Below are 19,963 nucleotides of genomic sequence, written 5' to 3' on the forward strand. Positions count from 1 at the left end.
ATCTATGTAAAACGTAGCTCCCTTCTATTCATAAGCAAGCCGGGAGCGAGCCACTGACGGCTCTGGCGTTTCACGCGAACGCACATAATAAAGGGATTCACCGCATGAGGAAATCACTACTCGCCTTGCTCCTTCTGGCCTCGGCAGGCTGGGCACATGGGCAAGTGCAACTCAGGGAAGGTTTTCCACAGCAATACACAGTGGTCGCAGGGGACACACTCTGGGACATCTCGGCAAAATTCCTCCGTGAGCCGTGGCAGTGGCCCGAGCTCTGGCAGGCCAATCCGCGGATCGAAAACCCCGATCTCATTTATCCCGGCGACTCGCTGTCGCTCGTCTACGTCAATGGCCAGCCACGGTTGACCCTCGATCGCGGTGCGTCCCGAGGCACCCTCAAGCTCTCGCCACGGGTGCGCAGCAGCCCGGTGGCGGAAGCCATTCCGAGCATTCCTCTGAGGTCGATCAAAAGCTTTCTGCTGAGCAACCGCATCGTCGACAAGGTCGAGGATTTCGACAAGGCGCCCTACATCGTGGCCGGGGACGCCGAACGGGTGCTCAGCGGCGTTGGTGATCGCATCTTCGCTCGCGGCCAATTCGACCCGGCACAGCCGGTCTACGGCATCTTCCGTCAGGGCAAGACCTACACCGATCCACAGACCCAGGCGTTTCTGGGGATCAACGCGGATGACATCGGCAGCGGAGAAGTCCTCGCCACCGAAGGCGACGTCGCCACGCTGGCGCTGCAACGCACGACTCAGGAGGTGCGCCTCGGCGACCGTTTGTTCAGCGGTGAAGAACGCTCGATCAACACGACCTTCATGCCCAGTGCCCCGAAAAACGAAATCAACGGTTTGATCATCGATGTCCCGCGCGGCGTCACCCAGGTGGGCGCGCTCGACGTGGTCACCCTGAACAAGGGCCAACGCGACGGTTTGGCAGAAGGCAATGTCCTGGAGGTGATGAAGACCGGCGAAACCGTGCGCGACCGGATCACCGGCCAGCCGCTGAAAATTCCCGATGAGCGCGCCGGACTGCTGATGGTTTTCCGCACCTACGACAAGCTGAGCTACGGGCTGGTACTCAACGCATCGCGCTCGCTGGCGGTGATGGACAAGGTACGAAATCCGTAAGCGTGCTTCACAAGTTACCAACAGAGTTATCCACAGCTTATTCCCGTTTGTACGGGTGCTCATAACGATCAAGGATGATCCATGTCGATGCTTGCCACTGCACCGGTTTCCCCTGCGGAACTGGAAGCTCGTTTACGTCTGCACCGTCTACCTGAACTGGGGCCGGCGCGTTTCAAGAAACTGCTGGAGGCGTTCGGTTCGGCGTCCAAAGCCATCAGCGCACCCGCCAGTGCCTGGCGTGCGCTGGGTTTGCCGCTGGCCTGTTCCGAGGCCCGGCGATGCGCTGAAATTCGCGATGGCGCCAGTCATGCTTTGGCCTGGCTAGAGCGTCCGGGCCAGCATTTACTGATGTGGGACCAGCCTGACTACCCTTCACTGCTGGCGCAGATCAGCGACGCGCCGCCGCTGTTATTCGTCGCCGGCGACCCCGGCATTCTGGAAAAGCCGCAGTTGGCGATGGTCGGCAGTCGTCGTGCGTCACGACCGGGCATGGATACTGCTGCTGCGTTTTCCCGCAGCCTGGCCGGCGCCGGAGTTGTCATTACCAGCGGTCTGGCCCTGGGCATTGACGCGGCCGCTCATCAGGCGGCGTTGGACATTGGCGGGCAAACGGTCGGCGTGCTTGGCACGGGTCTTGAAAAGTTTTATCCACAGCGCAATCGACGACTGGCCGACGCGATGATTGCCACCGGAAGCGCCGTGCTTTCGGAGTTCCCGCTGGATGCCGGTCCGAGCGCCAGCAACTTCCCGCGACGCAACCGGATCATCAGCGGTTTGTCCCTCGGCGTGCTGGTGGTGGAGGCCAGTGTGGCCAGCGGTTCGTTGATTACCGCGAGGCTCGCGGCGGAACAGGGGCGTGAGGTGTATGCGATTCCCGGGTCGATCCATCACCCCGGCGCCCGCGGTTGCCATCAACTGATCCGCGACGGTGCCGTGCTGGTGGAAACCGTCGAGCACATCCTCGAAGCTCTGCGCGGCTGGCAGCAGCTGCCGTTTTCCACAGAAGTGTCTGCGACGGCTGCGCCTCACCCGTTGCTGACCCTGCTTCACGCCGCGCCGCTCTCCAGTGAGGCACTGGCCGATGCCAGCGGCTGGGCTTTGCCCAAAGTGCTGGGGGCGTTGACGGAACTGGAGATGGAAGGGCGTGCGGTTTGCGAAAACGGCCGCTGGTTTGCACGAGTGAGCTAGGTTTTATAAACAAGATCGGTAAACTGCGCAGAGCCTTATTCTGGAGTGTTTTTCATGGTCAACAGTTGGCGTGTGCAACAAGCCGCGCAAGCAATTCGCGCCGGGGCGGTGATTGCCTACCCAACCGAAGCAGTCTGGGGTCTGGGTTGTGACCCGTGGGACGAAGAGGCCGTGGAGCGGCTGTTGCTGCTCAAGGGCCGGTCTGTGGATAAGGGCCTGATTCTGGTCGCCGACAACATCCGTCAGTTCGACTTCCTCTTCGAAGACTTCCCTGAGCTGTGGATGGATCGCATGGCCAGCACCTGGCCGGGGCCGAACACCTGGCTGGTGCCGCATCAGAACATGTTGCCGCAGTGGATTACCGGGGTGCATGAAACCGTGGCCCTGCGGGTCAGCGATCACCCGCTGGTGCGGGACTTGTGCTCACTGGTCGGGCCGCTGGTATCGACGTCCGCCAACCCTCAGGGCCGGCCGGCGGCGCGCACGCGGATTCGCGTAGAGCAGTATTTCCGTGGACAGCTTGATCTGGTGTTGGGCGGGAACCTCGGCGGGCGCAAGAATCCGAGTGTGATTCGCGATCTGGCGACCGGCCAGGTCATGCGCGCGGGTTGACGTTCGCGTCATCGTTCGCTGGCAAACCAGCTCCCACAGTGATTTCGGGTGTTCACAGTATTTGTATTCACCACCGATACCTGTGGGAGCTGGCTTGCCAGCGATGAGGCCCTGCCAGTCGCTGAAAATCTTAAGGCAACAGAACAACCGACCCGGTCGTGCGTCGCGCCGACAACTCGGTCTGTGCCTTCGCCGCTTCAGCCAGTGGATAACGCTGGCTGATATCGACCGTCAGCTTGCCGCTGATGATCATCTCGAACAGTTCGTCGGCCATTCGCTGCAGGTTCTCGGCGTTGTTGGCGTAGGTCGCCAGTGTCGGGCGGGTCACGTACAGCGAACCCTTCGCCGCCAGAATCCCCAGGTTCACCCCGTCCACCGCACCGGACGCATTGCCGAAACTCACCACCAGACCCCGGGGCGCCACGCTGTCGAGCGAAGTCAGCCAGGTGTCCTTGCCGACGCCGTCGTACACCACCGAGACCTTTTTGCCGTCAGTCAATTCCAGTACGCGCTGTGCGACGTTTTCATGGCTGTAGTCGATGGTCGCCCAGGCGCCATTGGCCTTGGCCAGTGCGGCTTTCTGCGCTGAACTCACGGTGCCGATCAACTTCACGCCCAATGCTTTGGCCCATTGGCACGCCAGGGAGCCCACGCCACCGGCCGCGGCGTGGAACAGGATGGTTTCGCCGCCCTTGAGTTCATAGGTCTGGCGCAACAGGTATTGCACGGTCAGGCCTTTGAGCATGACCCCGGCAGCTTGTTCGAAGCTGATGGCGTCCGGCAGATGCACCAGGTTGGCTTCGGGCAATACATGCACGTCACTGTAGGCGCCCAACGGCCCGCTGCCATAGGCCACGCGATCACCCACCTTGAACCGGGTCACTTCGCTGCCGACCGCCTCGACCACGCCCGCCCCTTCGGAGCCCACGCCCGATGGCAGGGACGGCGGCGAATAGAGGCCGCTGCGGTAATAGGTATCGATGAAGTTCAGGCCGATGGCCTTGTTGCTCACGCGGACCTGTTGCGGGCCGGGCTCGGCGGGTTGGTAATCCACATACTCGAGCACTTCGGGGCCACCGTGGGCACGGAACTGAATACGCTTTGCCATCTGCACTCTCCTGAGATCGTTTCTACCAAAGCGTCCTATCGGACTCCTAAGCTTGATCTTCGTCAACTGCGACGAGCGCATCGGCGGTGGTATGCTACGCGCCCATTTGCGCCGGCTGAGCTCCAATGGAGCACCGCGTAGCTTTGCCCGATCCAAGGTGATGCCATGACTACCCGCACCGAGGCCGTAAAAGCCTACCTGCTCGACCTGCAAGACCGCATTTGCGCTGCCCTGGAAGCCGAAGACGGTGGCACGCGCTTCGTCGAAGACGCCTGGAACCGGCCTGCCGGTGGAGGCGGACGTACGCGGGTGATCGAAAACGGCGCAGTCATCGAAAAGGGCGGCGTCAATTTTTCCCACGTTTTCGGCAGCGGCCTGCCCCCGTCCGCCAGTGCCCATCGGCCAGAACTGGCCGGGCGCGGGTTCGAAGCCCTGGGCGTGTCCCTGGTGATCCACCCGCACAACCCGCACGTACCGACCTCCCACGCCAACGTGCGGTTTTTCATCGCCGAAAAAGAAGGCGAAGAGCCGGTCTGGTGGTTCGGCGGCGGCTTCGACCTGACCCCTTACTACGGCAATGAAGAAGACTGCGTGCACTGGCACCGCATCGCCGAGCAAGCCTGCGCGCCGTTCGGTCCGGAGGTCTATTCGCGCTACAAGGCCTGGTGCGACAGCTACTTCCATATCAAGCATCGCCACGAGCCACGGGGCATCGGCGGCCTGTTTTTCGACGACCTGAACGAGTGGGACTTCGACACCAGTTTCGCCTTCATGCGCGCCATCGGCGACGCCTATATCGAGGCTTATCTGCCGATCGTGCAACGGCGCAAGAACGATGCGTTCACCGCCAAACAGCGAGAGTTCCAGGAGTTCCGCCGCGGGCGTTACGTCGAGTTCAACCTGGTTTACGACCGTGGCACCTTGTTCGGCCTGCAATCGGGCGGGCGTACCGAGTCGATCCTCATGTCCCTGCCGCCGCAAGTGCGCTGGGGTTATGACTGGAAAGCCGAACCGGGCAGCGAAGAAGCGCGCCTGACTGAATACTTCCTGCAAGACCGCGATTGGTTGGCCAAGGCCTGAACGAGGAATCCTGATGGACCGTTACGTCGTATTCGGCAACCCGATTGGTCACAGCAAGTCGCCGCTGATCCATCGCCTGTTTGCCGAGCAGACTGGGCAGAAACTCGACTACAGCGCCTCGCTGGCGCCGCTCGACGATTTTTCCGGCTGTGCCCGGGCGTTTTTCCTCGAGGGTCGTGGGGCCAATGTCACAGTGCCGTTCAAGGAAGAAGCCTACCTTTTGGCCGACAGCCTGACGGCGCGGGCACGACGGGCCGGGGCGGTGAATACCCTGAGCAAACTGGCCGATGGCACTCTGCTGGGCGATAACACCGACGGTGCCGGCCTCGTGCGCGACCTGACGGTCAACGCCGGGTTCAGCCTCAAGGACAAGCGCATCCTGCTGCTCGGTGCTGGCGGCGCGGTGCGCGGTGCACTGGAACCCTTGCTGGCAGAACAACCGGCGTCGGTGATCATCGCCAACCGCACAGTGGACAAGGCGGAGTTGCTGGCGGAGCTGTTCTGCGACCTGGGCCCGGTATCGGCCAGCGGTTTTGACTGGTTGCAGGAATCGGTGGACCTGATCATCAACGCGACGTCCGCCAGCCTTTCGGGCGAAGTCCCGCCGATTGCCAGCAGCCTGATCGAGCCGGGCAAAACGGTGTGCTACGACATGATGTACGGCAAGGAACCGACCTCCTTCTGCCGCTGGGCCAGCGAACACGGTGCAGCGGTGGCGATGGATGGCTTGGGCATGCTCGCCGAACAAGCGGCGGAGGCTTTTTTCCTGTGGCGCGGCGTGCGCCCGGATACGGCGCCGGTGCTGGCCGAGCTGCGTCGGCAGCTGGCCCTCTAGGCCTTTGTGGCGAGGGCGCTTCGCACCCGAGCGGGAGCAAGCTCCCTCGCCACAGGCTATGCGGTTGTCACAACCATGGTGTTTCAGTCCTCAAACCGGATCGGACATTTCTCTGCCCCTTCCAACTTCCTCAGTTCTTCCACCACCTGCGGCCGCGCCTGGCGCAGGGTCAGGCTGCGATTCTGGCGCAGCAGTCGCCGCGCTTCCTGATGCAGCATTTCCACGCCCGAATAGTCGATGAAGTTGATCTGCTGCGCCTCGATCACCACCCGTGCGCCGTGCATCCGTTGCAAACGCACCTGCAAGTAATGGCTGGCGCCGAAGAAGATCGAGCCGCCGACCCGCAGAATGTCCTCATCACCCTCGCGTATATGTTGAACCCGTGGCTGTGAGGTGCGCTTGAGGTAGAAGAACAACGACGCCAGCACCCCGGCATAGATCGCCGTCTGCAATTCCAGGAGCAAGGTCGCGACGCAGGTCAGCGCCATCACCACGAACTCGGCACGGCTGACCCGCAGCAAGGCGCGAATGCCGCGATGGTCGATCAAGCCCCAGGCGATCAACAGAATGCTGCCAGCCATGGCCGGGATCGGGATGTGCGCGATCAGGCTGGCGCCGAAGATCGCGAACAGCGCCACCCACAACGCCGAAAAAACGCCCGCCAACGGCGAACAAGCGCCGGCCTCGTAGCTCAGCCCAGAGCGGGTAAAGGAACCGGCTGACAGCGATCCGGAAAAGAACGCACCGACGATGTTGGATAGACCTTGGGCGCGAACCTCCTGATTGGCATCAAGCAACTGCTGTGAACGGGCGGACAGCGAGCGAGCGATCGACAGGCTGGTCACCAACCCGAGCATGCCCACGGCCACGGCACTGGGCAGCAGACGCAAGATCAGGTCGAGGTCCAGCGGCAACGGGCTGAACGGCGGTAACTTTCCGGTGAAGGCGCTGACCCGTTGCACATGACCGAACATCGCGGGCCAGAGCCAAACCAGCAGCGCACCCAGCATCAGGGTGATCAACAGGGTCGGCCAGCGCGGTAGCAACAGTTTGAGGATCGCGCCGACCACGACGGTGGCCAGGCCCAGCACGAGCGACGGTTTGTCCACCTTGTCGAGATGCCTGAATAAATTGATGAAGCTGTCCAGTGCCGTGGCCTGGCTCGGCAAGTCCAGCCCCAGAAGGTTGGGCAGTTGGCCGATGGCAATCACCACGGCCGCACCCAGCGTGAAGCCCAGCACCACCGAGTGAGAGACGAAATTCACCAATGCGCCGAACCGCAACAAACCCAGCAGCCATTGGAAGATCCCGGCGAGGAACGTCAGCAGCAAGATCAAGGTGACGTAGTCCTGCGTCGCGGGAACGGCCAGAGGACTGACGCTGGCGTACAGGACAATGGAGATGGCCGCCGTAGGACCGCAGATCAAATGCCACGACGAACCCCACAGACAGGCAATCAGCACCGGGATGATCGCCGCGTACAGACCGTATTCCGGTGGCAGGCCGGCAATCAGCGCGTAGGCAATGGATTGTGGCAACGCGAGAATCGCGCCACTGAGACCGACAACCAGATCACGACCAATGCTGGCGCGGGTTTGCCGGGGTAACCAGGTGAGGAACGGAAAGAGTGAGTGGCGGCTGGGAAGGGCCATGGAGCCTCTCGGTCGGGAGTTTTCGCAAGGGTAGCAGGGCGACAGTGAATGTGTGGCAAGGGATATTTCTGTGGCGAAGGAGCAAGCGCCCTCGCCACAGGTCATTGTCAGAGCTTGGCTTTCACCGCCGGTAATGCATCCTTGCCGTCCACGGTCTTCACGCCATCAAGCCACTTGTCCAGCACCGCCGGGTTGGCCTTGATCCACGCCTTGGCCGCGTCGGCGTTGCTGACTTTCTTGTTTACCACCTCGGCCATGATGCTGTTTTCCATCTCCTGGGTGAAACTCAGGTTGGTCAGCAGCTTGCCAACGTTCGGGCAGGCCTGTGCATAACCTTTTCGGGTCAGGGTGTGGACGCTGCCCGTGTCGCCAAAGTATTGCTCGCCACCCTTGAGGTAATGCATTTTCAACTGCACGTTCATGGGGTGCGGGGTCCAGCCGAGGAAGGTCACGAACTTCTGTTTTTTCACGGCGCGAGACACTTCGGCGAGCATGGCCTGTTCGCTGGATTCGACCAGTTTCCACTGACCCATGTCGAAGTCGTTCTTCTTGATGATTTCCTGCAATGAGGCGTTCGCTGGCGCGCCGGAGCCGATGCCGTAGATCTTCTTGTCGAACTTGTCGGCGAACTTGTTCAGGTCGGCAAAGTTATGCACACCCGCATCCCACACGTAATCCGGGACGGCGAGGGTGAATTCGGTGCCGTCGAGGTTCTTCGCCAGTTGCGTGACATCGCCGGTGGCGACGAATTTGTCGTAGAAGCCCTGCTGCGCTGGCATCCAGTTACCCAGAAACACATCGACCTGGCCATCCTTGAGCCCACCATAGGTGATCGGCACCGCGAGCGTGTCGACCTTGGCCTTGTAGCCCATGCCGTCCAGCAGAAACCCGGTGATGGCGTTAGTCGCGGCGATGTCGCTCCAGCCAGGATCGGCCATTTTCACCGTCTCGCAGCTCTGGTCGGCAAATGCCGAAGCGCTGCCCAGCGCCAGGAGCCCGACCGTCAGTACTGTGGATAACCTTTGCATGGACTTCCCCTTAACATTATTGGTTTTGGCAGGGTTGTGGATAACGTGCTTTACGCTCCAGATCATCGAGGTCGATGTGGTTGCGCATGTACTGCTGACTGGCGTCCACCAGCGGCTGGTGATCCCAGCTCTTCAGCTTGCCGATGGTCAGCGCATCGGCGACGAAACGCCGGCGGCGCTGGCTCGCGAGCACCTGTTGGTGGATCGCGGGAATGTCCCAGCGGGTCCGCGCTTCGGCGAGAAAATCGTCGAACAGCTGGCGATGTTGCGGCGACTGGCTGAGTTCTTCCAATTCGTGCGGGTCATTGTGCACATCGAAGAGCAGGCAAGGGTCGTCTTCGCTGTAGATGAATTTGTAGGCGCCGCGGCGAATCATCATCAACGGGCTGATGGTGCCTTCGGCCATGTATTCGCCGAACACTTCGTCGTGGCCGCCCTGCCCTTGCAGGTGCGGAACCAGTGAGCGGCCATCCAGCGGCAAACCCGGTTCCAGCGAACCGCCCGCCAGCTCGACGAAGGTTGGCAGCAGGTCGGCAGTGGACACCGAGGCGCTGACCCGACCGGCGCCGAATTGCCCTGGGGCACTTATCAACAGGGGCACGCGAGCCGCCATTTCAAACCAGTGCATTTTGTACCAGAGGCCCCGCTCGCCGAGCATGTCACCGTGGTCGCCGGAGAACACGATGATGGTGTCATCGATAAGCCCGGTATCTTCGAGAGTTTGCAGGAGTTTGCCGACGTTACTGTCTATATAGCTGCACGCACCGAAATAGGCGCGGCGGGCGTCACGGATCTTATCCACAGGCAGCGGCTTGTCCCACAGGTCGTAGACCTTGAGCAAACGTTGCGAATGCGGGTCGAGCTCGTGTTGATCCGGCGTCACAGGCAAGGGGATATCGGCGTCGTCGTACAGATCCCAAAAGGCTTTTGGAATGGTGTACGGATCATGGGGGTGAGTCATCGAAACGGTCAGGCAAAAGGGCTGGTCGCCGTCTTCGCGGATGTGATCGAACAGATACTGCTGGGCCTTGAACACCACTTCTTCGTCGAAATCGAGTTGATTGGTGCGTACGCAGGGTCCGGCTTGAAGCACCGAAGACATGTTGTGATACCAGGACGGGCGCACGTCTGGCTCATCCCAGTTCACCGCCCAGCCGTAGTCGGCCGGATAGATATCGCTGGTCAGACGTTCTTCATAGCCGTGCAATTGGTCCGGGCCGCAGAAATGCATCTTGCCCGATAGCGCGGTGCGGTAGCCGAGGCGACGCAGGTAGTGGGCATAGGTCGGTACGTCGGCCGGGAAATCCGCCGCGTTGTCGTAGGCGCCGATTTTGCTCGGCAACTGGCCGCTAACCAGGGTAAAGCGCGATGGCGCGCACAGAGGGCTGTTGCAGTAAGCGGCGTCGAATACCACGCCTTGGGCGGCAAGGCGGCTTAGATTAGGCAGTTTGATCGGTGAAGGACCGTAGAACGGCAACATTGGCGCGGCCATCTGATCGGCCATGATGAAAAGAATGTTCTTGCGCTTCATGTGATCGCGGCATTCCATAGTGGATGTTTATGCGAGAGTGCTGCGATCGAGCATGTAACCCATGCACATTGCGGTAAAGCCCATGCACGGCAATGACTAGGATAAGCGCAGCTTATGTATGACGCCTTGGGTGACCTGTCCCTGGATTTGCTTCGCGCGTTCGAGTCCGCGGCCCGCCAACGCAGTTTCACCGCCGCGGCCGTTGAACTCGGCACCACGCAACCGGCCATCAGCCAGCAGATCAAGCGGTTGGAAGAGCAACTGGCGACCCGTCTGTTCGACCGCATCTATCGCGGTATCGAACTGACCGAGGCCGGGACCGTTCTTTTCGAGCAAGTTCAGCTCGGTTTGCAGCAAATCGATGCCGGATTAAGTGCTATCAGCGCACAACAACAGCATGAGGTGCTGCAAGTCGCCACCGATTTCGCATTCGCGGCCTATTGGCTGATGCCGCGCCTGCACCGCTTTCACGCGGCCCACCCGCAAGTGGATGTCAGCCTGGTGACCAGTGAACGCAGCCATAACATGCTACGTACCGATATCGACGTGGCGGTGCTGTTCGGTGATGGCCGCTTCAAACAGGGCGAAAGCCATTGGCTGTTCAGTGAAGAAGTGTTCCCGGTGTGCAGCCCGCAGTTGTTGAGTGAGCGATCCCTGCCCTTGCCTGCCCAGTCGCTGCTGGAATTTCCGTTGCTGCACCTTCGTGGTGAAAACAGCAGCAACTGGTTTGACTGGAGCGGCGTGTTTCGCGAGTTGGGCATTACCTCTCCCCCGGCGCCGGGCCAGTTGCGCTTCGACAACTACACCCTGCTGATACAGGCCGCCATTGGCGGTCAGGGCGTGGCCATTGGCTGGCGCCACCTTGTGGATAACTTGTTGGCGCAGGGCCTGTTGTGTCGCCCCATCGCCGAGACGGTGATATCCAGGCTGGGCTATTACGTGGTCCTGCCGCAACGCAAGCGGCGCGGGGCGCTGATTCAACAGTTTGTCGACTGGTTGATGGCCGAGCAGGCCCGCAGTGCGCAATCGCTCAATGGTCTGGCCCTGCCCTCGATTGCGGTTTAGGGTTCAGTCGCGATGAAGTTGACGTGCTCGCCGATGTGCAGGTTTAAATGCAATTCGTCGGCGATCCCCACGGCAGTCCGGCTCAGACGATTCAATGGCTCTGCCAGGCCCGGCTCGAGGCTGCTGCTGACCTGACTGAAATGTTCGAGGGTCAGCCCGGAGACGCCGCGCGGGGCGTTCACCAGCGTCCACTGCAAGGCACTGCTTTGTAGCGCTTCACGTATTTCTTCGGCTGCATGGCGTTGCAGGACGTCGTCAATCTCGGGATCGTCCAGCACCGCGAAGTCCCCCACCAGAAACAACCGTGCAACGCCCGCCGCCTGCATGCCATCGATCAACGCATCGACCGCCAGCACCTGCTCGACCGGGCCTGGCACGAAGGTCTTTTCCACATGTTCGCTGTTGAAGGGTAATCCCGGTGCGTCCAGTAAACAGACGACAGCCGAGCTGCCCGCCACGCTTTGCTTGACTCGCTCGGCCTCAAACAGATCGCCCGTCTTGGTGCGCAAGCCCGGACGTGGCGCGAGGGCCGTCAGGTCATCGAGAATGGCGATCACTTCATGTTGGCGACGCAACATTTCAGCCATCAGCGCGCTGCCGAAGCTACTCATGGCACCATATAGCACCACTTTCACCACCGGTGTTTCAGCATTTTTCATGGCCAGGCTCCGATATTTCCTGCGTATATGGCGTGTGACCTGTGGGAAACGGTGAGGGTTCGACCGGGTTTTGGAGGGATTCACATGCAACGGATCAAGGGCTATCACGCCCATGTTTACTTCGATGCCAGCACCATCGATCAGGCCCGGGCGTTATGTGAGCAGGCAGCACAGCTGTTTCCGCTGAAGATGGGCCGCGTCCACGAGCGCTTGGTCGGCCCGCATCCGGACTGGAGTTGCCAGTTGGCCTTCGAACCTGAGCTCATCGGCGATGTGTTGCCGTGGCTGGCGCTCAATCGCAAGGGGCTTGTGGTGTTCCTGCACCGGGACACCGGCGACGATCTGCTGGATCACAGCGAGCACGCCATCTGGATGGGCGCGATTCGCCCACTGGACCTGTCTATTTTTTGATCAGATGCTTTCTTCGGGCTCGCCCGGCAAATGCTCATCCAGGTGCAGCCAGGGCAAGCGGTTGTCGGTCCAGATATGGCGTTCGGCCGGCGCCTGTTCGGGATGGTCGAGGGTGGCGATGGTCACGTCGATGCTCGCAGGGCTCAGGTGGGTCACCAGCGCCAGTTGCGCGCCACAGTGACCGCAGAAATATCGTGCACAGGTTGCCGATGAGTCGTAGCGCGTCGGTGTTCCGGCCACCCATTGAAAGGCGGACGCCGGCACGGTGATCCAGGTCGTCACGGTACCGCCGCTGACCCGACGGCAAATCGAGCAATGGCAGTGGGCGATATCGTGCAATGGCCCGCTGAATTGATAGCGCAGTTGTCCGCAGTGGCAACCGCCGGTGTGAAGCGCATTCATCTCGTTTTCTCCCGGGCCCGAATCGATGGGCTCAAAACCTGTCCGACGACCGGTTATACATCCGGTCAATGCTTTCATCGGCGAAAGCTGGCTGAAAGCTTCCCCGATTAGGATCGCCCCCACTGCCGGCACAGACCGGTTGGCCAACACGAGCGTTCGATTGCTCGCCTGGCCCATTTAACAACAACAATGGTGATCCTGATGCCCTCTGCTACCCGCCGCTTCGCTATAACTCCGCCCGTACGCCTCGTGCTTGCCGTTTTGCGCTGATCCCGCCCGATCCGCCCTTTCCCTAGCCGCGCTACGCCTGGAGTACTCCCATGCTGACTTTCCTTGGCTTCGCCATGGTCATCACGTTCATGTTCCTGATCATGACCAAGCGCCTGTCCGCGCTGATCGCCCTGATCATCATCCCGATCGTCTTCGCCCTGTTCGGTGGTTTTGCCCCGAAGATCGGCCCGATGATGCTCGAAGGCATTACCAAGCTGGCGCCGACCGGCGTGATGCTGATGTTCGCCATTCTGTACTTCGCCCTGATGATCGACTCGGGTCTGTTCGACCCGGCCGTGCGCAAGATCCTCAAGCTGGTCAAGGGCGACCCGTTGAAAGTTTCGGTCGGCACCGCCGTACTGGCGCTCGTCGTCTCCCTCGATGGTGACGGCGCGACCACTTATATGATCTGCGTGGCCGCCATGCTGCCGCTCTACAGCCGCATCGGCATGAGCCCGCGGATCATGGCCGGACTGATCATCCTCGCCGGTGGCGTGATGAACATGACCCCGTGGGGTGGCCCGACGGCCCGAGCGGCCAGTGCGTTGCATGTGGACCCGTCGGCGATCTTCGTGCCGATGATTCCGGCGATGGCTGCCGGTGTGCTCGCGATCCTGGTCATTGCCTACTTCTACGGCAAGCGTGAACGGGCGCGTCTGGGTGAGCTGCACCTGGTTGGCGATGAAATCGACCACAGTGAAATCAGTGTTTCGCAGTTTCCGGATGCCCGTCGGCCGAAGCTGATCTGGTTCAACGGCGCCCTGACCCTGGCGTTGATGTGCACCCTGATCGCCGGTCTGTTGCCGCTGCCTGTGCTGTTCATGGTGGCATTCAGTATCGCGATGATCGTCAACTATCCGTGCCTGCAACAGCAGAAAGATCGTGTCGCGGCCCATGCCGGCAGCGTGCTGGCGGTGGTCGGGTTGATCTTCGCCGCCGGCATTTTCACCGGCATCCTGTCGGGCACCGGTATGGTCGATGCCATGTCGAAAAGCCTGCTGGCAGTGATCCCTGATTTCCTCGGCCCTTACCTGGCCGTGATCACGGCGCTGGTGAGCATGCCGTTCACGTTCTTCATGTCGAACGATGCATTTTATTACGGCGTGTTACCGGTACTTGCCGAAGCCGCCAGCCACTACGGTATAACCGCGGTGGAAATGGCGCGTGCCTCGATCGTCGGTCAGCCCGTCCACTTGCTGAGCCCGCTGGTACCATCGACTTACCTGTTGGTGGCCCTGGCCGGTATCGATTTCGGTGACCACCAGCGTTTCACCCTGAAGTGGGCAGTGCTGGTGTGTATGTGCATACTGGTTGCCGCGTTGCTGATGGGGATTTTCCCGCTGTTCAGCACTCTATAAGCCCAAGACTCACCACCTCGGGTCCAGGCTTTGTGGTTTGAAGCCCGGACCCTTCGTGGTTTAACACTCGCTCAAAGGAATACACATGGAATGGCTGACCAACCCTGAAATCTGGGTTGCCTTCTTTACCCTGACCGCCCTGGAAATCGTCCTCGGTATCGATAACATCATCATGATTTCGATCCTGGTCAGCCGCATGCCCAAGCACATGCAACAGCGCACCCGGATTTTCGGGCTGGCGCTGGCCATGGTCACGCGGATTCTATTGTTGCTGTCGATCACCTGGGTCATGCGCCTCACCGCCGACCTGTTCGTCGTGTTCGGCCAGGGTATTTCCGGGCGAGACCTGATCCTGTTCTTCGGTGGCCTGTTCCTGTTGTGGAAAAGCTCGCAGGAGATGTACCACGCGCTGGAAGGTGAGGACGAAACCAACGACGAGCCGAGTGGCGCGGGAGGCAACTTCTTCTACACCATCATCCAGATCGCGATCATCGACATCGTGTTCTCCCTGGACTCGGTGATCACTGCGGTCGGCATGGTCTCCCACGTACCGGTCATGGTCGCGGCCATCATCGTGGCCGTATTGGTGATGATGTGGGCTTCCGGCACCATCAGCGAATTCATCGACAAGCACCCGTCGCTGAAGATGCTGGCGCTGTCGTTCCTGTTGATCGTCGGTACCGTACTGATTGCCGAATCCTTCGACGTGCACGTGCCAAAAGGCTACGTCTACTTCGCCATGGCGTTCTCGCTGGCGGTGGAAGCGATCAACATCAAGATGCGCACCGCGATTGCGAAAAAGAAAAAGCAGCCAGACCCGGTGAAACTACGCAAGGACATTCCGGGCCAGTAACCCGGTAATACGCAACACCCTGTGGGAGCGAGCTTGCTCGAGATAGCGGTCCATCCGTCAACATCAATGTTGAATGTGAGGGCCCCATCGCGAGCAGGTTACGCTCCCACAGTTGTTTTGGGTGGCTGGAAGGCCAGGGTTTCATGACAGTTTTGTTTCAATCGCGTCTTTAGCTATGCGATGCTGGCGCCCAGACCGTTAGCCAACTACAGCTTAAGTACAGAACGTAGAACGTCGCGCGGCACCGTCAACTTGCTCCTTTGGGGCGCTACCACCACAGGGGGCCTGTATGCTCACCCTGCTCAATTTATTATCTGCCGTGGCCCTGTTGATCTGGGGCACGCACATCGTCCGAACCGGCATCCTGCGGGTTTACGGTTCCAACCTGCGCCACGTGATTGGCCAGAACATGTCCAGGCGCGGGCTGGCGTTCATCGCGGGGATCGTGGTGACGGCCATGGTCCAGAGCAGCAACGCCACCGCCATGCTCGTGACCTCGTTTGTCGGTCAGGGCCTGATGGCGCTGACCCCGGCGCTGGCGACCATGCTGGGCGCCGATGTCGGTACGGCGCTGATGGCGCGGGTGCTGACCTTTGATCTGTCATGGCTGTCGCCGCTGCTGATCTTTCTCGGGGTGATTTTTTTCCTGTCGCGCAAACAGACCCGGTTGGGACAGATGGGCCGTGTGGCCATTGGCCTGGGTTTGATCATTCTGGCGCTGCAATTGATCGTCGAGGCCGCCGCACCCATCACCCACGCCCAAGGGGTGAAGGTGATCTTCGCCTCGCTGACCGGCGATATCCTGCTCGATGCCCTGGTCGGCGCGCTGTTCGCGATGATTTCCTACTCGAGCCTGGCGGCGGTCCTGTTGACCGCAACCCTGGCCGGCGCCAGCGTGATCAGCCTGCCGGTGGCCATCGGCCTGGTGATCGGCGCCAACATTGGCAGCGGCGTTCTCGCGTTCCTCAGCACCAGCATGCAGAACGCCGCCGGCCGCCAGGTGGCGCTGGGCAGCCTGTTGTACAAGTTGATCGGCCTGTTGCTGATCATTCCTGTGCTCGACCCGCTGGTGCACTGGATCGATAGCCTGGACTTCAGCCCGCAGGAAATGGTCATTGGTTTCCACTTGCTCTACAACACGGCGCGTTGCCTGATCCTGCTGCCCAGTGTCGGGCCGATGGCCAGGTTCTGTGCGTGGGTACTGCCGGAGCGCCCGCAACCCAATGGCATGGCCAAGCCCCGGCACCTTGATCCGACGGCGTTGGTCACGCCAAGCCTGGCGCTGGCCAACGCCGCCCGGGAAACCCTGCGCATGGGGGATCTGATCGACAACATGCTGGAAGCCATGCTTGATGTGCTGAACGGCAAGCAAACGGCCGTGACCCAGGAAATGCGGCGTCTGACCGATGACGTCGAGGCGCTCTACAGCGCGATCAAACTGTATCTGGCGCAAATGCCCCGGGAAGACCTCAGCGATCAGGACAGTCGACGCTGGGCGGAAATTATCGAGCTGGCGATCAACCTCAAGCTCGCCAGCGACTTGATCGAACGCATGCTGCGCAAGGTGCAACAGCAGAAAACGTCCCAGCGTCGGTCGTTTTCCGAAGTGGGCGTGGAAGAGTTGGCAGGGTTGCACAGCCAGTTGATCTCCAACTTGCGCCTGGGATTGTCGGTGTTCCTCAGCGCCGACAAAGAAAGTGCCCGTCAGTTATTACGCGAGAAACGTCGCTTTCGCGCTCAGGAACGCCGCATGGCCCATGCGCATGTCAGCCGTTTGCAACGTAAGATTGTGCAGAGTATCGAGACCAGTTCGCTGCACCTGGAGCTGATCGCCGATATGAAGCGTCTGAACTCACTGTTCTGCAGCAGTGCCTATGTGGTGTTGGAAACGTCCGAAACCGGTGCGCTGGCTGTCGACGATTTGACCGACATTACACATTCGCCTTGAACGTCTGGCAGTGTGGTCAGTCAGTAGCATTGATTCAGTTCCAAGGCCGTCTTCGCGGGCAAGGACGAAACGGATCTCCGATGGGTTGCCGGGAAGCTTGTTATGCGTTGTCTGTTGTTCGCCTGTCTGTTGCTTGGCTCACTCCCTTCGTTTGCCCTGGATCGCTTCCAGGTCGAGGGTTATTCCCTGCGTAACGGTCTGCAATTGCTGCTCAAACCCGGCATGGAACGTGGTCATGTGGCGATTCGGCTGGTGGTGGGCGTCGGCCTGGATGACTTCAGCTGCGCCGATAAGGAGCTGCCACACCTGCTTGAACACTTGTTGTTCAGCGGCATCGACGCCAGCGGTGAAGGTGGCCTCGAAGAGCGCATGCAGGCGTTGGGTGGTGAATGGAACGCCTACACCAGCAATGCCGACACCACGTTTGTGATCGAGGCCCCGGCGAAAAACCAGCGCCAGGTACTCGACCTGCTGCTGGCGCTGCTGACCCAGACCCGTTTCGACGACAACGCCATCAACGCCGCCAAGCAGGTGGTCGAGCGCGAAGACGGTGGCCATTACTCTCACCTGCAGCGCTGGCTGGATCGCCAGGACCTGGGCCACACCGCCAGCAACCAACTGGCGGTGGAGCTGGGCCTCAAATGCCAGGAGCGGGCAGAAGTTGACTACCTGACCCATGAACAACTGGAGAAGGTGCGCAAGGACTGGTACGCGCCGAACAACATGACGCTGATCGTCGTCGGCGACCTCGACCGATTACTGCCGGCCTATCTGGAGCGCACGTACGGCGCTCTCGAGGCGATCAATCCCACCGACCACCCGCCTCTGCCACAGATCCAGGCCAGCGCCGCCCATGAGCGCGACCTGACCCAGGGCTTTGTCGGCGGCGGCGCCAAACTGCACTGGTTGGTACCGGAGCCGGTTCAGGAAGATGAGCACGATGTCACCTTCGACCTGCTCAAGGACTATCTGGACTGGGCGCTCTATCGTCAGTTACGTCTGGAGCATGGCTTGTCCTATGGCCCCTGGGCCGAGCGCGAGGTATTCGGTGGCGTGGGCTTCATGAGCCTCAACGCCGATCTGGAGCGTGACGATGTGGCCGAGGCGCAACAGGTTCTGGATCAATTGAAAGCCGGGTTGCTCAAGGACGGTCTCAATCCCGAGACCTTCAACCGCCTCAAACAGGCTGCCATCGCCCGCCAGGCCTGGGCCGTGCAAGGCAACAGCGCGTTGGCCGATTACTATTGGGGCGCCCTTGGGGACTATGAGGACGGACGTTTCGTCGACCCGGCCCGGGAGCTGCAAGGCGTAACGCTGGAGGAAGCCAACAAGGCCATGCGCGAGTTGCTCATGCAACCCGGCTATCTGCGGATCGAGAAGCCGTTGATGAGTTATGACCAGGTGCTGTGGGCGATCGGTGGGGTGTTGGGCCTGCTGATACTCGGGCTATTGGCCTGGCGCATCCATCGCAGACATTAACCGACCCCGTAGGAGCTGGCTTGCCAGCGAAGCTCGTTAACGATAACGGGTGTTGTCTGGGTAAACGCGGGGCCGTTGAATCCATCGCTGGCAGGCCAGCTCCTACAGTGATCGGTGTCGACTGCCCATTTTGTGTACATCCCGCTTCCTGTAGGAGCTGGCCTGCCGGCGAAGGTCGTTAACGATAACGGGTGTCGTCTGGGTAAACGCGGGGCCTTTGGCAGCCAGCGCCTCAGAAGTCAGTGGCCTCTCGCCACACTGCCCTGCCGGCGGTAACCTGTCAGGGATTTTTCCTACGACTACTGTGAACCGCCGAATGCCGACCCTGACCCTTTTTATCCAGCGCATCCTCGAACTGATGAAGCGCTACCCCGGGGTCATTGCGCTCGGTGGTTTTATCTCCGGGGTCTGCAGCTTCATCCTGGTGGACCGTCAGCAAGGTCTGGCGAGCTGGATCACCACCATCATGCTGGTGAGCTGGGTCTGGCTGATGCTGGAAAACAGCCTGACCAAACTGTTCACCAAGGTCTTCAAGCGGGAAATTCCCCAGCCCCTGCTGCGTTATGCGACGCAGATGATCCACCAGGAAAGCCTGTTTTTCGTCCTGCCGTTCTTTTTCATCACCACCACCTGGAACAGCGGCCAATTATTGTTCACCGGGTTGCTGGCGATCGCGGCGCTGATTTCCATCACCGATCCGCTTTACTACAAATGGCTGGCGCCACGGCGATGGGCGTTCCTGGCGCTGCATACCCTGACGCTGTTCGCCACCCTGCTCACCGCCCTCCCCGTGATCTTGCACCTGACCACGTCCCAGAGTTTCAAACTGGCGCTGGGCACCGCCGTCGTACTGTCGTTCCCGAGCCTCGCTTCGATTTTCCCGATTCGAACCCTGCGCAACGCCTTGGCGATTCTGAGCATTACCGTGGGGATCGGCGGCGTTGGCTGGGTGCTGCGATCGTGGGTGCCGCCAGCGACCCTGTGGATGACCGACGTGGCCATCAGCATGCAATTGCAGGACCGCACCCCCGGTGACAGCCTTGAAGAGGTCAGCGCCGAGCAGATTCGAGGCGGCGGTCTGTACGCCTACACCGCGATCAACGCCCCCCGTGGCCTGGACGAGCGCATTTATCACGTCTGGCAGTTCAACGGTAAAGAAGTCGACCGCATCCCTCTGGATATTCATGGCGGTCGCAAGGAAGGCTACCGCGCCTGGACCCACAAGCAGAACTTCCCCGGCAACCCCGCAGGCAACTGGCAGGTTCGGGTGTTGACCGAGGACGGCCAATTGATCGGCGTGCTGCGCTTCAAGGTCACCGACAGCACAGCGATCAAAGAAAAGTAATGCGGTTCG

The 19,963-nt window shown here is 60.7% G+C and carries 18 protein-coding genes; 12 read left to right on the top strand and 6 right to left on the bottom strand.

Annotated elements, in window-relative coordinates:
* Window positions 1–104: 104 nt before the first annotated feature.
* From GQ39_RS25265 to GQ39_RS25275, 3 genes are all read left to right on the top strand, one after another.
* Window positions 105–1,130, top strand: coding sequence for a LysM peptidoglycan-binding domain-containing protein (locus GQ39_RS25265; protein ID WP_047535705.1), 1,026 nt, complete (start codon window positions 105–107; stop codon window positions 1,128–1,130).
* Window positions 1,131–1,211: 81 nt separating this feature from the next.
* Window positions 1,212–2,318: a DNA-processing protein DprA gene (gene dprA, locus GQ39_RS25270; RefSeq protein WP_047535707.1), complete on the top strand. Its 1,107-nt coding sequence runs from the start codon at window positions 1,212–1,214 to the stop codon at window positions 2,316–2,318.
* Between the two features lie 54 nt (window positions 2,319–2,372).
* Window positions 2,373–2,930: an L-threonylcarbamoyladenylate synthase gene (locus tag GQ39_RS25275; protein ID WP_047535709.1), complete on the top strand. Its 558-nt coding sequence runs from the start codon at window positions 2,373–2,375 to the stop codon at window positions 2,928–2,930.
* A gap of 130 nt (window positions 2,931–3,060) precedes the next feature.
* Here GQ39_RS25275 and GQ39_RS25280 read toward each other — a convergent pair whose 3' ends face one another.
* Window positions 3,061–4,038 (bottom strand): NADPH:quinone reductase, encoded by a 978-nt coding sequence (locus GQ39_RS25280; protein ID WP_047535711.1) that lies wholly within the window; start codon window positions 4,036–4,038, stop codon window positions 3,061–3,063.
* 165 nt (window positions 4,039–4,203) lie between these two features.
* Here GQ39_RS25280 and hemF point away from each other — a divergent pair, with 165 nt between their 5' ends.
* The gene (gene hemF, locus GQ39_RS25285) at window positions 4,204–5,118 is read left to right on the top strand and encodes an oxygen-dependent coproporphyrinogen oxidase (RefSeq protein ID WP_047535713.1); all 915 of its coding nucleotides are present in this window, start codon (window positions 4,204–4,206) and stop codon (window positions 5,116–5,118) included.
* Between the two features lie 13 nt (window positions 5,119–5,131).
* Window positions 5,132–5,953 (top strand): shikimate dehydrogenase, encoded by an 822-nt coding sequence (aroE, locus tag GQ39_RS25290; RefSeq protein WP_047535714.1) that lies wholly within the window; start codon window positions 5,132–5,134, stop codon window positions 5,951–5,953.
* Window positions 5,954–6,036: 83 nt separating this feature from the next.
* On the opposite strand, the gene GQ39_RS25295 is transcribed toward aroE, so the two are convergent.
* The 3 genes from GQ39_RS25295 to betC all read right to left on the bottom strand — a co-directional run bounded on the left by GQ39_RS25295 (window position 6,037) and on the right by betC (window position 10,164).
* The gene (locus GQ39_RS25295) at window positions 6,037–7,605 is read right to left on the bottom strand and encodes a SulP family inorganic anion transporter (RefSeq protein ID WP_047535715.1); all 1,569 of its coding nucleotides are present in this window, start codon (window positions 7,603–7,605) and stop codon (window positions 6,037–6,039) included.
* 107 nt (window positions 7,606–7,712) lie between these two features.
* Entirely contained in the window at window positions 7,713–8,633 is a 921-nt protein-coding gene (gene choX / locus GQ39_RS25300) for a choline ABC transporter substrate-binding protein (RefSeq protein ID WP_047535718.1), read from the bottom strand.
* Between the two features lie 16 nt (window positions 8,634–8,649).
* A complete protein-coding gene (betC, locus tag GQ39_RS25305; RefSeq protein WP_047535720.1) occupies window positions 8,650–10,164 on the bottom strand; it encodes a choline-sulfatase in 1,515 nt (504 codons plus the stop codon).
* Window positions 10,165–10,278: 114 nt separating this feature from the next.
* Here betC and GQ39_RS25310 point away from each other — a divergent pair, with 114 nt between their 5' ends.
* Window positions 10,279–11,229, top strand: a complete 951-nt coding sequence (locus GQ39_RS25310) for a choline sulfate utilization transcriptional regulator (protein ID WP_047535723.1) — start codon at window positions 10,279–10,281, stop codon at window positions 11,227–11,229.
* Here the strand turns inward: GQ39_RS25310 and GQ39_RS25315 are convergent.
* The gene (locus GQ39_RS25315; RefSeq protein WP_047535726.1) at window positions 11,226–11,888 is read right to left on the bottom strand and encodes an NAD(P)-dependent oxidoreductase; all 663 of its coding nucleotides are present in this window, start codon (window positions 11,886–11,888) and stop codon (window positions 11,226–11,228) included. The two genes, GQ39_RS25310 and GQ39_RS25315, sit on opposite strands and share 4 nt — an antisense overlap.
* An 84-nt stretch (window positions 11,889–11,972) precedes the next feature.
* Here GQ39_RS25315 and GQ39_RS25320 point away from each other — a divergent pair, with 84 nt between their 5' ends.
* The gene (locus GQ39_RS25320; protein WP_047535729.1) at window positions 11,973–12,299 is read left to right on the top strand and encodes a DOPA 4,5-dioxygenase family protein; all 327 of its coding nucleotides are present in this window, start codon (window positions 11,973–11,975) and stop codon (window positions 12,297–12,299) included.
* On the opposite strand, the gene GQ39_RS25325 is transcribed toward GQ39_RS25320, so the two are convergent.
* Window positions 12,300–12,701: a GFA family protein gene (locus tag GQ39_RS25325; RefSeq protein ID WP_047535730.1), complete on the bottom strand. Its 402-nt coding sequence runs from the start codon at window positions 12,699–12,701 to the stop codon at window positions 12,300–12,302.
* Between the two features lie 320 nt (window positions 12,702–13,021).
* Between GQ39_RS25325 and GQ39_RS25330 the strand changes: the two genes are divergently transcribed.
* From GQ39_RS25330 to GQ39_RS25350, 5 genes are all read left to right on the top strand, one after another.
* Entirely contained in the window at window positions 13,022–14,329 is a 1,308-nt protein-coding gene (locus GQ39_RS25330; RefSeq protein ID WP_047535731.1) for a CitMHS family transporter, read from the top strand.
* 85 nt (window positions 14,330–14,414) lie between these two features.
* Window positions 14,415–15,182 carry a TerC family protein gene (locus GQ39_RS25335; protein WP_047535732.1) on the top strand — a complete coding sequence of 256 codons (768 nt, stop codon included), beginning with the start codon at window positions 14,415–14,417 and terminating at the stop codon, window positions 15,180–15,182.
* A gap of 289 nt (window positions 15,183–15,471) precedes the next feature.
* Window positions 15,472–17,130 (top strand): Na/Pi cotransporter family protein, encoded by a 1,659-nt coding sequence (locus GQ39_RS25340; protein ID WP_047535733.1) that lies wholly within the window; start codon window positions 15,472–15,474, stop codon window positions 17,128–17,130.
* 102 nt (window positions 17,131–17,232) lie between these two features.
* The gene (locus tag GQ39_RS25345; protein WP_047535736.1) at window positions 17,233–18,609 is read left to right on the top strand and encodes a M16 family metallopeptidase; all 1,377 of its coding nucleotides are present in this window, start codon (window positions 17,233–17,235) and stop codon (window positions 18,607–18,609) included.
* 316 nt (window positions 18,610–18,925) lie between these two features.
* Window positions 18,926–19,954, top strand: a complete 1,029-nt coding sequence (locus tag GQ39_RS25350; RefSeq protein ID WP_047535739.1) for a DUF5924 family protein — start codon at window positions 18,926–18,928, stop codon at window positions 19,952–19,954.
* Window positions 19,955–19,963: the final 9 nt, after the last annotated feature.

Origin of the sequence: Pseudomonas sp. 11/12A, from assembly GCF_000800055.1 — a bacterium.
GTDB lineage: Bacteria > Pseudomonadota > Gammaproteobacteria > Pseudomonadales > Pseudomonadaceae > Aquipseudomonas > Aquipseudomonas mohnii.

Excerpts from the sequence above, each read along its gene's own strand:
- GQ39_RS25265 (WP_047535705.1), top strand. The coding sequence starts at position 105 with ATGAGGAAATCACTACTCGCCTTGCTCCTTCTGGCCTCGGCAGGCTGG.
- dprA (WP_047535707.1), top strand. The coding sequence starts at position 1,212 with ATGTCGATGCTTGCCACTGCACCGGTTTCCCCTGCGGAACTGGAAGCT.
- GQ39_RS25275 (WP_047535709.1), top strand. The coding sequence starts at position 2,373 with ATGGTCAACAGTTGGCGTGTGCAACAAGCCGCGCAAGCAATTCGCGCC.
- GQ39_RS25280 (WP_047535711.1), bottom strand. The coding sequence starts at position 4,038 with ATGGCAAAGCGTATTCAGTTCCGTGCCCACGGTGGCCCCGAAGTGCTC.
- hemF (WP_047535713.1), top strand. The coding sequence starts at position 4,204 with ATGACTACCCGCACCGAGGCCGTAAAAGCCTACCTGCTCGACCTGCAA.
- aroE (WP_047535714.1), top strand. The coding sequence starts at position 5,132 with ATGGACCGTTACGTCGTATTCGGCAACCCGATTGGTCACAGCAAGTCG.
- GQ39_RS25295 (WP_047535715.1), bottom strand. The coding sequence starts at position 7,605 with ATGGCCCTTCCCAGCCGCCACTCACTCTTTCCGTTCCTCACCTGGTTA.
- choX (WP_047535718.1), bottom strand. The coding sequence starts at position 8,633 with ATGCAAAGGTTATCCACAGTACTGACGGTCGGGCTCCTGGCGCTGGGC.
- betC (WP_047535720.1), bottom strand. The coding sequence starts at position 10,164 with ATGAAGCGCAAGAACATTCTTTTCATCATGGCCGATCAGATGGCCGCG.
- GQ39_RS25310 (WP_047535723.1), top strand. The coding sequence starts at position 10,279 with ATGTATGACGCCTTGGGTGACCTGTCCCTGGATTTGCTTCGCGCGTTC.
- GQ39_RS25315 (WP_047535726.1), bottom strand. The coding sequence starts at position 11,888 with ATGAAAAATGCTGAAACACCGGTGGTGAAAGTGGTGCTATATGGTGCC.
- GQ39_RS25320 (WP_047535729.1), top strand. The coding sequence starts at position 11,973 with ATGCAACGGATCAAGGGCTATCACGCCCATGTTTACTTCGATGCCAGC.
- GQ39_RS25325 (WP_047535730.1), bottom strand. The coding sequence starts at position 12,701 with ATGAATGCGCTTCACACCGGCGGTTGCCACTGCGGACAACTGCGCTAT.
- GQ39_RS25330 (WP_047535731.1), top strand. The coding sequence starts at position 13,022 with ATGCTGACTTTCCTTGGCTTCGCCATGGTCATCACGTTCATGTTCCTG.
- GQ39_RS25335 (WP_047535732.1), top strand. The coding sequence starts at position 14,415 with ATGGAATGGCTGACCAACCCTGAAATCTGGGTTGCCTTCTTTACCCTG.
- GQ39_RS25340 (WP_047535733.1), top strand. The coding sequence starts at position 15,472 with ATGCTCACCCTGCTCAATTTATTATCTGCCGTGGCCCTGTTGATCTGG.
- GQ39_RS25345 (WP_047535736.1), top strand. The coding sequence starts at position 17,233 with ATGCGTTGTCTGTTGTTCGCCTGTCTGTTGCTTGGCTCACTCCCTTCG.
- GQ39_RS25350 (WP_047535739.1), top strand. The coding sequence starts at position 18,926 with ATGCCGACCCTGACCCTTTTTATCCAGCGCATCCTCGAACTGATGAAG.